This window comes from Methanocella conradii HZ254 (genome assembly GCF_000251105.1).
Lineage (GTDB): Archaea > Halobacteriota > Methanocellia > Methanocellales > Methanocellaceae > Methanocella > Methanocella conradii.
Genome location: NC_017034.1, coordinates 2,149,652 through 2,164,107, shown reverse-complemented (window position 1 = coordinate 2,164,107; position 14,456 = coordinate 2,149,652). Strand labels below are relative to the sequence as shown.

The 14,456-nt window shown below is 47.7% G+C and carries 10 protein-coding genes; 6 read left to right on the top strand and 4 right to left on the bottom strand.

Going from position 1 to position 14,456, the window contains the following annotated elements; translation table 11 throughout:
- Positions 1-2 precede the first annotated feature (2 nt).
- From proS to MTC_RS11325, 5 genes are all read left to right on the top strand, one after another.
- Positions 3-1,427 (top strand): proline--tRNA ligase, encoded by a 1,425-nt coding sequence (proS, locus tag MTC_RS11345; RefSeq protein WP_081476842.1) that lies wholly within the window; start codon positions 3-5, stop codon positions 1,425-1,427.
- A gap of 321 nt (positions 1,428-1,748) precedes the next feature.
- Positions 1,749-3,380: a hypothetical protein gene (locus MTC_RS11340; RefSeq protein WP_014406837.1), complete on the top strand. Its 1,632-nt coding sequence runs from the start codon at positions 1,749-1,751 to the stop codon at positions 3,378-3,380.
- Between the two features lie 88 nt (positions 3,381-3,468).
- The gene (locus MTC_RS11335; RefSeq protein WP_014406836.1) at positions 3,469-4,248 is read left to right on the top strand and encodes a hypothetical protein; all 780 of its coding nucleotides are present in this window, start codon (positions 3,469-3,471) and stop codon (positions 4,246-4,248) included.
- A gap of 99 nt (positions 4,249-4,347) precedes the next feature.
- On the top strand, positions 4,348-9,588 hold the full coding sequence (locus MTC_RS11330; RefSeq protein WP_143767146.1) for a hypothetical protein: 5,241 nt from the start codon (positions 4,348-4,350) through the stop codon (positions 9,586-9,588).
- On the top strand, positions 9,581-11,440 hold the full coding sequence (locus MTC_RS11325; protein ID WP_014406834.1) for a PIN domain-containing protein: 1,860 nt from the start codon (positions 9,581-9,583) through the stop codon (positions 11,438-11,440). Before MTC_RS11330 ends, MTC_RS11325 begins: the two co-directional genes overlap by 8 nt.
- On the opposite strand, the gene MTC_RS11320 is transcribed toward MTC_RS11325, so the two are convergent.
- Genes MTC_RS11320 through MTC_RS11310 form a run of 3 tightly spaced genes read right to left on the bottom strand, consistent with a single transcriptional unit; the run spans position 11,437 to position 13,030 of the window.
- Positions 11,437-11,985 carry a DUF531 domain-containing protein gene (locus MTC_RS11320; protein ID WP_048189387.1) on the bottom strand — a complete coding sequence of 183 codons (549 nt, stop codon included), beginning with the start codon at positions 11,983-11,985 and terminating at the stop codon, positions 11,437-11,439. The genes MTC_RS11325 and MTC_RS11320 overlap by 4 nt on opposite strands.
- Positions 11,986-12,025: 40 nt before the next feature.
- Positions 12,026-12,541 carry a redoxin domain-containing protein gene (locus tag MTC_RS11315; RefSeq protein WP_014406832.1) on the bottom strand — a complete coding sequence of 172 codons (516 nt, stop codon included), beginning with the start codon at positions 12,539-12,541 and terminating at the stop codon, positions 12,026-12,028.
- A 15-nt stretch (positions 12,542-12,556) separates the two neighbouring features.
- Entirely contained in the window at positions 12,557-13,030 is a 474-nt protein-coding gene (locus tag MTC_RS11310) for a peroxiredoxin family protein (protein WP_014406831.1), read from the bottom strand.
- A 145-nt stretch (positions 13,031-13,175) separates the two neighbouring features.
- On the opposite strand from MTC_RS11310, the gene MTC_RS11305 reads away from it, so the two are divergent.
- Entirely contained in the window at positions 13,176-13,556 is a 381-nt protein-coding gene (locus MTC_RS11305) for a 30S ribosomal protein S8e (RefSeq protein WP_014406830.1), read from the top strand.
- A gap of 32 nt (positions 13,557-13,588) precedes the next feature.
- Here MTC_RS11305 and MTC_RS11300 read toward each other — a convergent pair whose 3' ends face one another.
- Complete coding sequence (locus tag MTC_RS11300; protein WP_014406829.1) at positions 13,589-14,398, bottom strand: TraB/GumN family protein; 810 nt, start codon at positions 14,396-14,398, stop codon at positions 13,589-13,591.
- Between the last annotated feature and the right edge of the window lie 58 nt (positions 14,399-14,456).

Sequence of the window (14,456 nt, the reverse complement as noted above, 5' to 3'; positions counted from 1 at the left end):
TCGTGGATGAAGAGTCGAAGTCGTTACCTTCTAAGGAGAATTTCAGCGAGTGGTATAATGAAGTGTTGATGACGGCGCAGGTCATGGACGTGCGCTACCCGGTTAAGGGCCTGTATGTCTGGTACCCGTTCGGCTTTTCTATCCGCAAGAAGGTTTATAACCTTTTGAGGTCGCTCATGGATGTGGACCATCAGGAGTGCTACTTCCCGATGCTCATCCCTAAGACGGAGCTTTTAAAGGAGTCGGAGCATATCAAGGGCTTCGAGGACGAGGTGTACTGGGTGACTCATGGGGGCTTGACCCCTCTTGAGATTCCATTGGCTCTTCGGCCCACGAGTGAGACTGCTATTTATCCCATGTATAAGCTGTGGATTAGGTCGCATGCCGACCTGCCTTTGAAGCTATATCAGATTGTTAATACTTTCAGGTATGAGACCAAGCAGACGCGGCCTTTGATAAGGCTGAGGGAGATAACTTCTTTTAAGGAGGCGCATACCGCCCATGCCACCTGGGAGGATGCCGAGAGGCAGGTTCAGGAGGCGATTGGCATCTATAGCGACTTTTTCACGAAGCTTGCCATCCCCTTTATCATTTGTAAGCGCCCTGACTGGGATAAGTTCCCCGGCGCGGACTATACTATGGCCTTTGATACGCTTATGCCTAATGGCCGTACGCTTCAGATTGGGACGGTGCACCACCTTGGCACGAGGTTTGCCCGCACGTTTGAGATTATGTATGAGGATGCGAAGGGTGAGCGTCAGTACGTTAATCAAACGTGTTATGGGATATCTGAGAGGTGTATTGCCGCCGTTATTGGCATCCATGGGGATAATAAGGGCCTGGTTTTGCCTCCTAATGCGTCGCCTACGCAGGTCGTCATCATACCTATCGTGTTTAAGTCGGGCGGGGCGGAGATTCTGGACGCATGTAAGAAGGTCCGTGCCATCCTTAATGAGGCGGGAATTGCCACTGTATTGGATGATTCGAGCGAGCGCCCTGGCGCAAAGTACTATAAGTGGGAGATGAAGGGCGTGCCCTTCCGCATCGAGATAGGGCCGAGGGATTTGAAGAGTAACTCAGTAATGCTTGTCCGTCGGGATGGCGTGAAGGAGTCGTTGCCCATGGATGGCCTGCCATCGGCTATATCCGGTAGGCTCATGGATTTCCAGGCTGAATTGCTGAAGCGGGCGTCTGAGTCCATGTGGTCGAGGATTAAGGATTGCTCTACCCTGGATGAGGCGAGGTCCCAGATCGAGTCCGGCGTCGCCCGCCTTGCCTGGTGTGGCGAGAAGGCCTGCGGCCTGGAGATGGAGAACGCCACGGGCGGTAAGCTCCTTGGCGAGCCGCAGGGCATGACGGGCGGAGGCGCCTGCCCCGTCTGCGGTAAGCCCGCGGGCCGCGTCGTGCTGGTGGCGCGCTCATACTAAAAATAAACAATTATTTCTTTAATAGCCATTTTATTCAATAAGTTTGTCAAGAACAAAAATTGCCTCAATTAATAAAAAAAAATAAAAAATTTAGCATGCTATGATAATATTTTCTACTCTAACCGGTATAAAAATTATATAATAACCCATATATTTTATATTATTTCTCCATGATGAAAAACTATAAATAGTTATACAAAATCTTATACAGCGACCGATAGTCTTAGAGGCTATCGAATTAAAATAAAAAGGTTTAAGGGGGCCTTTACAATTCAACTAAGAAAAGTTCCTAGATATCTATTTCAATTTTTAATAGTGGGGATGCTATTTGTCGCATTCCTGCCCGTAATGCCTGCGAGCGCTGAGACCTCTACGCTTGGTATTTCTATTACCGAGCGTATGAATAGGGGGGATTCCTATGCGCCGACTTTGCCGACAGGCGGCTCGACAAGCAATGGTACGCTGAGCGGCGATGGCGTGGTCACTATCACGAATAACCTTGCATCCACTGACCTTTATAATATTAGTATAACTTTTAATAAGGGTAGCACGAGCAACTGGACTTCTAGCGATGGCGCATATGTCGTCGATAATGGAAACGGCAAGGTTACTGTGACGATTCCAAGACTGGCACATGGCGCAAGTATGCATGTGACCTATACCGTGGAATCCTCTGCCACTTTACCGTTATATTTGACAGCCACCTATGATAATAATAAAGTCAATGTCGGAGGGTTCACTAACGTTACGGTGACTTTGAACAAAGACGCTTCGATAATCAATGCCGACATTAGCAACGTAGTCGTCACAATCACGCCCAAGGATTTAAACAATAACAGCATTAAAGACTGGGTGTTCTCCAATTGTAACCCTAGCAAAGGTAATGCCACTGTCAATGGGGGAATAACCTGGAATGTCGGAACGCTGGCTCAAGCCGAATCCAACCCAACGCTGAGCTTCCGGGCGACCGAGAATGATGAAGCGGCGCACAATACTACAGATAATCTGGCGCTCTTCGACATGGCAGACTCAGATATTGCCTACCAGGTCACGACCTCGCCAACCACCGCCGGTGTTAGTATCGATGGAAATCCCACCGCGATAACGTCAGGGCTTTCTACCGACTTAAGCAAGCAGCAGCTATCAGGAAATAGCTGGCAATTCGCGCCAAAAGTCACCAATACGAACTCTGAAGACGTGACGTTCACCCTTAGCTCCGTGTCTTTCTGGGCAACGCCCAGCAGCGACCTGAATACGATAATTGACCAGAGGACGCTTACTCAAGGGTCGTCTAACCTTCCAAATGACCTGCCAAAAAGTGCAGTATGGACTGCCACTCCTTTCAGTTTCGTGTATAATGGAGTGCCTGCTGGCTTTATCAAGCCATCGTTCACCGTGAAGGATGACGACGCTCAGATGCCAAAGACATATTCGTCTACAAATGGCACAAATAGCGTGACATTGCTGAAGAAGATATGGGTTTTGAACGGCTATAACATCGAAGTGACCAAGACGGTGACCGACCAGGGTAGCGGGGTCTACAGAATAGACATAGCAGTTAAAAATATAGGCTCAAAGAAGTCACCGGACACCGTCCTGGTATACGATATCGTGCCAGCCGCCTTCAATGCCGGTAACTTTAGCCCCGCTTATACGGGTACCACAAGCGTGACCAATCCAGTGGTAGGCACCGCATACTGGTGGAACGTGGGGCCGATAAATGCCAATGACACAAAATATGTAAACTATACGGCCACCGGCTCGGGTAGCTACCCGCTGATGGACATCTTCCTGGTAGGCGTCGACCCGGCACAGTCCATGAGCCTTCAGTCCACGCCATTGCTGACCAACGAGTCAATCCTGGCAAGCGCCAACTTTGAAAGCCTGGCAGCCCTTGGCGCAGCCGCTCTCTTAGTAGTCGGCATGATCGGCACTGCGAGAAGAAGGCTCTAACACAGGCCCCATGTGATAAGAGGGGGCTTTCCCCCTTCTTATCATTAATATTCAAACAATAGGGCTTTTAAAATAAGGGGTATGGCATATGATTGGCCACCTAAAAAACGCCATAAAAATATTCACCATAATTTTGGCCATCTACGTGGCTTCAATTCCGTTAGCACACGCTGTAAGCCAGCCGCTGGTCGTAGTCGAAGTCTTCAGCGAGGATAGGGTACACCTGGACATCGATGACACGACCCATGTGACCAGGACGCTGGTCATAAAGAACGAGATAGATAAGCCCATAGTGCCAGGGGTCATCACGCTAGTGTTGCAAAAGCAATCCCCGGAAAAGATAGGGCCGGTTGCCATACCCTTCACGAGCGTGGTCAAGCCGCTCAAGGTGATGAACGTCAGCGCAAAGATGGGTGATAGTGCAGAGATAAGAGACGTAAAAGTGATGGAGACCGAAAACTCTACGATAATACAATATGGTGCATGGGTACCTATAGAGCCGAAACAAACGCTGACTGTCATACTGGAGTATGATTCGCCAGACATAGTGGAGAAAGGATTGCTCTTCAGCACCTTACAGTACCCTTTCACCTCGTCGAGCATTCCAGTTGAAAAGGCGGTGGTAGAAACGTCCATTAAAAATGGTCGTGTCACATACTCTAGCGAAAAGCCCGTGACTTATGGCAGCACGTGTGTGTGGGAAAAGTCATCGCTGGGCATGGATTCCTGGGGCGTTGCGCTCGAATACTCGATGCTACCGCTACCGCTTCTACCGATCAGCGGAGGCACCCTATTGTGGGGCTTAATACTATTAATCTGTCTAATATGGGTTGTCTGGACGTATACGAGGCCTCGTAAAGGAGCATAAGGCCTTGAAAAGGGGGCAATTATTTCTATGCATAAAAACAATTTGCAATCGCTGATAGCGACTATGTTAATAATAGGCATGCTTAACGTCCCGTACGTTATGGCAGAAGACCAGGCTGCGGGCGTTTCCATGTCTATTAGTAACTCTTCAACGCCTATTGCGGCCCCTGATGGCATAACGTTGGGGCCTTTGACCCTGGTTTTAGAGAGCCATACTTATTACCCGAATGACGTGGTCAGGGCCTTCGTTTTTAACGCAACGGACCCGCTTCTCAGCATTATTGACCCTGCGGGTTTGGTTTATAATGTTACGCTTGCGCGGGTTAATGAGAGCGCATTCGTTGGCGAATACGCGTTGAACCGCAGCATTATTTTGGATAATTATACTGTGGTGGCTTTTGATAATGCTACGGGAGCTAGCGCTAACGATTCTTTCCTGGTGGTTACCCGCCCTGTCCTGGCCTCTCCAGCGCCAGAGCCCACGATTGAGCCCGCTAACCTGACGAATGAGACGACGGAAGAGCGGCCGCTATACCTGCTCGTAAATACGTCGAAAAATGATTATCCTCCAATGGAGCAGGTCGATATAACGGTTAGGACGAATGCTGGCACGCCGACGGTCATCGTTCAAGACCCCGTTAATAATACGGTAAGGCTCAAAGTGAAAAGCGTGGGCAACGATACATATTCTTGTGCCTTTAAGCAGGACAAGTCAATCGTTTTGGGCAATTACACGGTTATCGCCTACGTGAATGAGAATGGCGTCTACAACTATACGATGGCCTACTTTAATGTGAGCATGGGCGTTAGCGTCGATAAGGGCTTTCGCGTGCAGTATGCGGCATATGACCCCGTTCAGAAGGCTATCGTGGTAAGGGCGAACGTTAGCAGCGTATCTTCGGACGTTGCCTCAATTATAAAGGATGAGCCTAAGCTAAAGGGCATGAACGTTAAAGGCGTAAAAACGCTAGGTTCGAGTACCGTTGAGGATGAGACGAATACCGGAGGCATTAAAAAAGAGGATAAAACAGTCGAGGTGGTAATACCCGTCGACAACGGCAACGTTGATGAGGTCGCCCGACAATTCAACGTTACCAGGGACATAACGAAGGCCACCACATCGGTTACGGTTAGTAAGGACGGCACCAGCATACACCTCTCGCTTAACGATAAGGTCGATGGATGCTGGTACCGCATGTCGGCCCCCGTACCAGACGGCTATACCGTTCAAAAAATCGTAAGGGAAGATGGCGTTGAGATAAAGAATGATATTGAAATAAACCGCACTACGGGCGAGTATGAGAAATACGAAGTTAATTGGTACGTAGAGAATGGAACGCTGTACTTTTACGATGACCCTATAAATGGGTACGATATAACCCTTTCTCCGCCGATGGCTAACGCCTCCCTTGCATTAAATGTCATTACGGGAGGCCAGCTCTCGGCAATAGTATACCCATTTAACCAGAGCGATTCCAGTACGACAATAGCTGCTAACGACCACCTTGGCAGGAATGGAGATAACAACTATGGGACTAACATCGATGCCGATGCTGGCTCCAAAACCGCCGTAAGAATGTATAATATAAATAATAATAACACGATGATGTTTGGCAATGGCGGAAGTAATTATGCCACTTACAGTAATGCTGCTTATGCATATACAGACATAGGACAGCCGATAATAGTCGGATTCAATACGGTCCCCGATGGGTCTGTAGAAAGCGTGATAATATCAAATTATAGGACACCACAGGTTACCGGTGCTCCCTCATATGTCAATATTACTCAAAAGACTATCATAAGGAATAATAACCTTTGGTTCGCCACTATTTATTATATCAATAATTCGGGAGCTAATGATATCAACGGTTTCAGGTTTTATCAAGGATGCGATTTTAACTTCAATGGCGATATTTCGAATGACGATAATTTCTATGATTCATCAAATGACATCGTTTATGGCTATAAGAGTAACGCTAATCCCGATGCCATTCATGTCGGTGGATTCCGCTCGTCGATATTGAGCTCTAAGCACGATGTAAACCAATATGGAACGATATGGACTCGTATAGCTGGAGATAATCTACAAAATGGCACAAGCACTAATGGCGTCGATGGGGGCATGGCAGAGGCATGGGACCGTATCGTATTAAAAAAAGGAGAAACATGGGTGGTACCTGTAATATGGGGAGTAGGATCGACTGTAGACTCAACTATGAGTACGATCAATAATGCCATAGCTAGCAATGTTTATGATGTCGGTATAAAGGAGATAACATCGCCCGCCAACGGCTCAAGCCTCGACGCATCCACCAATCCTATGGCATTTATAAATGCTACTGTCATGGATGTCGGCGTAACAGACCAGAATCCTAAAGTCGTAGTTGACATTAAAAACAGTCAAGGCAATATAGTATATCATAATGAGACAAACGTCACCCTTACGGTGCCTTATGCTGAAACGGCCCAGGTATCATTCCCATGGGATATCGAGAATGTTACAATCGGCTCATATACGATTAACGTATACACTCAACTTAATGATTCTAATGGCAACAACATAGATCAAAAAAGTTCAAACGATTTAAAGTCAATCGTAATATATATAAGCGACTTTAACGTTTATCCCGACCAGTCTGGCCAGGTCAGCCCTGGCGAAAACATATTTTATAGTTTAACGCTATCGAACATGGGCGCAGATAGGACGTTTGATCTTAACGTGTCTCCTTCGACAGCCCATTGGCCGACATACCTATATTATTTAGACAACACGATCCTGCTGGCAAGAGATGATAATGGCGACGGCGTGTGGGACTGGGTAAATAATGCATACAGGGACATAAATACGGGCGCGCCTTGTATATCATTACAAGCGGATGATTCTGTTAGCTTATTAGTACAAAAGCTGGTACCATCGACGGCTGGCCTTGCAGTCCTTGATACTACCATGCTAAAAGTGAATCCAGCAGGCCAGCCCTCAAATGTTTTATCTGCCAGGCTATATACTAACACGCTATTCCCTCCTCTGGCAGTTAAAACATTCTATATGCATTCAACAACGTTGAACACGACGCCAGAGTCGACGAGCTCGGCGACTAAAGCCATTACTTCCTCATTTGCGCTATGGAGCCAGGCACCGGCTTTCTCCGACAATTTTACCATCGCTGGCTATATCAATGTTCCTTTATACTATAAGACCTCAACGACCAGTTCAATAAATGTCAACGCATCATTATTATATACGAATGGCAGTTATACGGCGCTTATCGGGTCAAGTTACGATATCTTGCCTGCTGCTACCAATGTCAATCCTTCACTGTACACGTTTAATTTTACTCCGATAAGTGGTAACGTGGTGGTGCCGAAAGGGTCTTATCTTATCTTAAAAATCGAAAACCTCCAGTCCCAGACGTTGACGGTGTATTATGGTAATACTTATAGGACGTGTGTTAGGATTAACACTTCAACCTATGTTAATGTTACAGGTATTAATACGTCAAATGGCACGGCCAGTACTTCAAATTTCAACTATGGGGATACTTTATATGTTACGGCTAATGTATCGGACCCGATAGGCGCATATGACATATCGAATGCGAGCATATCGATTTTTTACCCAAACGGGACGGCCCTCGTTTATAACCAGCAAATGACGTATAATTCGACGGACCCCTCCAGCCCGCCGTTATGGAAGACTTTTGATAACGCTCCTTTAACGTTAAGCAGCTCTCTGCCAGCAGGCGTCTATACCATTAACGTGACGGGTAATGAGTCGAACGGGGTCACACATAATAAAACGATTCAATTCACGCTTCAATCGTCATCACCGGCAGTGTCGATACTGCCGAATTACACGAAAAGCAGCGTACCTGATACCATATGGAATTTTAAGCATACTGTGATTAACCTTTATTCTGGTGGAAATGACGTATTCGATATAAGCTATACTTCTACTATTCCAGGGTGGACGGTAAGACTGTTGAAGGCTGATGGGATTACGGCTTTGCCGGATACTGATAATGATGGCATTCCTGATACTGGCTCGCTAGGTCCCTCGAATAGCGTTGACATCATTGTGCAGGTTACTGTGCCGGTGTATGCGAGCCTGGGAGACGTCGACGTGGTTAACGTGACGGCCCGCTCATCAAATAACCTGAGTGTGTCTTCGACCGCTATGGATAAAATAGTGTTATCCAATGATACCGTGGTGAAGACCCTTTATTTACATAATAATACGTCATGGGGCAATTATCTTAATACATCGTCGAACTCGTCTGCTGTTGCTTCTATTACTATGAGCGCTAATACGAATTATTCCTGGACCCAGAATCCCGCCTTTGCAAAGAATTTTATCATCCAGGGAGACCCCGACGCAACCCTTTATTTATATAATTCCGTTAATCGGCGACCTTTTACGATATCAGCCTGGCTTCAATACTATGATGGAGCAACATACACGACTATTGGCTCATGGACAGGCCAAATTACTATTGGTAGACGAGCCTATGCCACGCTCAATTTCAGCATAGCCCTCTCCAGCTCTAACGTAAGTATTCCGGCTGGAAGCAAACTGGTGTTGATATTACGTTCAGATAGGCAATTAACACTTTACCACTCATCAGACCGTCCTTCACACATGGACATGGACACTCAGAGCTACATCAACGTAAAAAGCGTTACTATTACTGATACCAATGGCATCCCCATATCGAATGCGACGCCACCGGCAAGCATAAAGGTCATTGCAAATGTGACCGACCCGTTCGGCTCATATGACATAGTCAGGGCAAACCTGACCATCAAGTACAGTAATGGAACGACGCTGATGGGGCCCTTACCGATGAGCCAGATAGCCGTCGATACAAACAATCCCAGCCTATGGAAAAAGTTCGAAAAAGACCTGAACCTGAACACGACAATAGACACAGATACTTATGATTTTATTGTCACAGCCACCGAGTCGAACGGCGTGACACATAACAACGGTACACAGCTTTCTATAGTATATCCAGTCCGGGTACGCGTGACCCATTCAATAGCGCCATTAGGCGGCAATGCCTTTAGCGTATGCATGTCCATTAAAAATAATGATTCACATACGCTGCGCGGAGTATGCGCATATGATTTTTATTCCAATGGCTTCACAGTAAGCGATTTCAGCGACCCCCACGTTAACTCAATACCGGTAAGCAATGGAATATTATCGGGCATCATGAACATATTCGGCCCATTTGATATACCCGCTAACCAGGTAATGAATATCACATATACTGCAACGGGCAATGGAGATTATCGACTTTCCGACCTCATGGTGGTAGGAGTGGACCCGCATGAGTAAGCGATGCCTGATATTTCTAAATATTTTTTTCATAATAGCCTGCCTCATCAATATAGATTATGCAGAAGGGTATCAGCCATCAATACAGACAATAGACAGGGTAGATGGCATAATTTATCATCAAAATGGTACCATATCACATTCAATAATCAGCAGCATCTTAACAGTAATAAATCCCTCTTCTTCATCGCCTCTAACGGCGGTAAACGTTACGTCGCCAGATGGCTCAGCCTGGTTCATAAAAAGCGTCGAGCCCCAATCAAATTTTACCCAATCCTATACACTACGGGATAGTGAAGTCTCCATCCCTTTAAAGCTCAATGAGTACATCGTCCCTCCATCGTTATATGCGGGCACGCAGCAAGAGATAAGGCTAATCGTAGAGATCGAGAACATCGGCGACAGCAATATAACCGGGTTCTGGTACCAGAAAGCTTTACCCGCTGGATTGAGCAAGGTGTGGACGGCCAACGACGGCGGCGAAGTGTATATAAACGATGCCGTGACATGGACGCTTAATGAGATGGCGCCAGGCCAGAAAAATCGAATGGCGATTGCATTCAACGTTACGCCGTCCCTCGACGTAAATTTCACGGCCGCATCAATCCATTTCACGTACCTCAAGCCCCAAACACGCGGGGAGCCGGCATTTTCAGGATACACAAACACATCATTCCAGATATCCAAGTCGCATCCAGACGATGGCACATGGCACATAAACGCCACGGTGCCAGATGAGAGCGAGTTCAACATAAGCCTGAACAGCGTGAAAATATACCGCTCATCTGCTTCCGATCCTTTCAACACCACTGAGATAGCGTCATATGCCCCAAACATGGTGCTGAGCGCTGGCTCAGAGTGGAAAACCCAATTAATCGATTATTATGGCCTGGTACCCTCATATTTCATAAAAATTAATTATACGATACCTTATACGCTTGACCGAAAATCATTTTTTACGGCAGCCACAGAGCCATTCAGTATCGCCGTCTACAGCCCATCGCCCACGGCAACGCCACGGCCCACTATACGCCAGTATAGCGAGCCGTACGCCATGTGGACGCCAACGATGACGCCCACGCCAACGCCGATACCCACGGGATACCCTGACATAGTCTTCATAACTCCCGCCCCTGGCGATGTCATCCGGGACAATGAGACCTTAATAGAAACCTCCGTGCCCCCTTCAAGCGACCCCGGGTACGTGGTCTACTATGGCTCGACAGACAACTCGACGTGGGCCAGGATCGGCGAATCCAGCGTTATAGGCAACGTGTCCGAGCTTATATGGGTGGTCCCACAGATAAACGGTAAATACTACCTCAAGGCAGAGCATTATGACTCGTTGGGCCTGAGGGGCGTCGCCTATGCCCAGGTGATTATAGCCCATGAGATACAGCCCGTGGGCATAATTACCATGCTTATAAGCGGCACTGACTGGCTGATGCTGTTCCTCGCAATCATCGTGCTGATGCTCCTGCTCTTCATCATAGTACCATATCTCCCTCGTAAACCCATCATATATGATTCATCCTCGCTATACGTGCTCAGCAAAGATGGAGATTGGCTGTCGAAGCTTCCGCGCCGTGCCATTCGGCCCGACGGGTTCATAGCCGAAATACCCGGCGTGGACAGGATTAAAATGAGGTCCCTTCGTGACATAGATGGAATGAAGCGCCTTCAAAACGAGTATGGCTTGCTGGCCTATGACGCCATGGCTTTGCAGCTTGCTAGAGAGGCGGGGGCTACGCTATACACGGCAGATAAAAGGATTTATGACATTGGAAAAAGGCTCGATATCGATGTGAAGCTGATGGACGAAAAAGAAGTAGCCATAAAACGAGAAGCCTAATATTTTTTAATGGCTTTCTTCTTGAACTCTGCAATGGTGTACAGCCTCGCTGCTATCGCCCCTATAGCCGTACAGGTCTCCAGCGAGATGCCCTTCCCGTCAGTTATGTCAAGATGATACTGCGCCATCTCAAAGTATTCTTTTGGCAGTCCCTTGCGCCCGAGCCCTATCAAGATAAGCAATGGCCTATTCTTTATCATCATATCGGCAATTTCCTCGGCGCTTGCATTCTTCTTCCTTTCAGGGTGAGAAGTCGTCACGACGAGCGAGCCGAACTGCGATGGAAAGCCCTTTTCAGGAACATCCATTACGAAAAGCCTTTTCTCATCATACAGCTTTTGCAGGTAAAGTCCTGAGGCCCCTATTGTCGTATTATCCTTTACGAACTCGACCAATTCTTTTTCCTCGAACTCATATGGAAACCCGATGAGTGCCAGGTTGAACCCATAAGCATACGCTATCGGCGCCCCGCGCGCTATTCCGCGGTAATGCGCCTCCACCACCTTCACTTTGTCATACGTGTTATAAAGGCCCAGCGTCAGCATCAAACACCATAAAGACGACGCCACCATAAAACCTTATCCATTAAATCTCATATTCTCTATCTAAAGGGCTTATCATGGCATCGTGAAGGACGGCGATGACATCGGACATGGAGACGATATCCTCGGGATTCTTGCCCTCATAGGAGTACATTATAATCCCTGCACGATTAAGGACAAAAATGCAAGGGCCCACAAGCTTATCATATTCGTTATAGATGCCATATTTCTTCAGCGCCGAGCAATCCTCATCGCTAAGGATGTGAAAGGGCGGCTTATGCTTCTCGAAGAGCTTTCTATTAAAATCAACGCTGCCGGGGGATATGGCCAAAACATCCCCTTTATGATAGCGAATGCGCGGATAGCTATCCTTTAAGTAGTCTAAAAGCTCACCCGTATGCGCATCGTCCACGTCACGGATGAAAACAAGCACGACGCTGTGGCCGTCGATAAAATCATATAGCGACACGCTCCGCCCTTCCTCATCCTTCAGCGCGAATCCAGGCGCCTTATGGCCCGGGGCGGCCACAGGCTCCTCGTATTTATGCCCAAACTCCATAAGAACAGCCCACCATCACGCTATCATACGGATAGTCTCCATCAGCTCGTCATTCGAAGGCATCTCGCTCGGCGCGATTCCGACATGCTTATAGCGCACCCTTCCAGTTTTATCGACCAGAAATACGGCGGCATAGTCTCCATCCTCCAGGTCATCGAACACGCCATAATCCTTTATGGCTTTAAAATACGGGTCCGACAGCAGCTTAAACGGTATCTTATGGCGGGTCGCAGTATTCCGGGCCTTATCAACGCTATCGGGGCTGATGCCCAGGACGTCCGTGTCGAGGCTTCTAAAATAAAGATAATCATCGCTCAGCCTTGAAAGCCACCTCATGCTATACGGGTCGGCAGCGCCCCTATAAAAGGCAAGCAGTATGTTCACCCGCCCGATATAGCTGGAGAGCCTCACGTCATCGCCGTCTGAGCATTTCAACTTGAAATCAGGCGCAATGCTGCCCACCTCGGGCTTCTCACCAATCCTGTACATCAGCCACCATAAGCTAATAAACACGCGACTTAAAAATCGTGACCCCTAAAAAAATCACGCTCACGCCCAATACTTATTTATACAACTTTTATACATTAAACGGATAGTCTATTTAGAAGTCCATAAGTCTCATCGAGGTAAAATAATGAAGTATCAAGGAAAGTCAATAAGAAAGCTCACTGGAGGAAGGCTCAGGCCGAACCGCGGCAAGAGGAAGTTCGAGCTGGGCAGGGATATCATCCAGCCGGTCATAGGGCCGACCGTCAGGAAGACCGTCAACGTAATGGGCAATGGCAGGAAGGTCAAGGTCCTTAAGGAGGATATGGTCAACGTGACGGACCCGAAGACAGGGAAGACGCAAAGGGTCAAGATGACCACTGAGGTCGATAACCCGGCGAATAAAAACTATATTAGGCGAAACATCCTGACCAAGGGGGCCATCGTCATGACCGATATCGGCAAGGCGAAGATAACGAGCAGGCCCGGGCAGGATGGCGAAGTTAACGCTATTCTCCTGTCGGAGTAGCCCCTATTATTGGGGTACTCTAACTTTTTAATTCAAAGCTTGCCTTTTATTAATATCAATGCGCCTGCTGTGGCTATCAATATGAGGGCAGCGAGCAGCAGGAATAAGACTACCACGTATGACGAGAGGAAGATAGCCCTCACGACCGCCTCTATCAGCCTGTTCCTGACGAAATTGCGGCTGCTCTCTTCATAGCTCAGCGTGTAAGGCTCCTCAAGCTCTGCGAGGCTGAATACTTCGTAAACGCGCCCTCCAGCGTAATAGCTTCCTATGTCATTTGTGGACTTGAAGGCCTCTAGTATGCATTTCATGCCAGGCAAGTGTCGCCTGCCGACGAGGACGGCACACCTTCCCCTTAGCTCGCCAGACTTTAGCATCGATGCCAGCCTGCCAGCCATATACTCATCGCGCTCAAATATATACGCCCTTGAGTCCCACTCCGACCAGCCGAAGGTGAAAAACCTGCCGCCAGTGAGCTTTTTATATAAGCCTGGAAAATTATTAAAAGCTATTATGGAGGCCACGTTAAATGGAAGGTAAAAGTACTTGACGACCGCTTCCTTTAGAAAGTCGATGGGCCTGGTACCGCTCATATAGCGCGATATGGTCACTTCTATCGGCCTGTCTATGCACACGAACCTGTCAAGGTATCGTTCCCTTGCCATCTCCAGCTCGAACGACTTCGTTGGCTGCAGGGGCGCAGAAAGCTCGACGCAGACGTAATCTGGAGATAGCGTGGCCATCCTTTTTATTATCTCCCTTGCCGGCTCCCGCAGCGAGTGGACGGAGCCGATGAGCACCATGCCGTCAAGCTCGTCCACTATCACCGGCCTATCAAGCATGATGAGAGTTAAGCGCCTCAATGATTAAATAATATGGTTTCTTTAAAGTGGTATATCG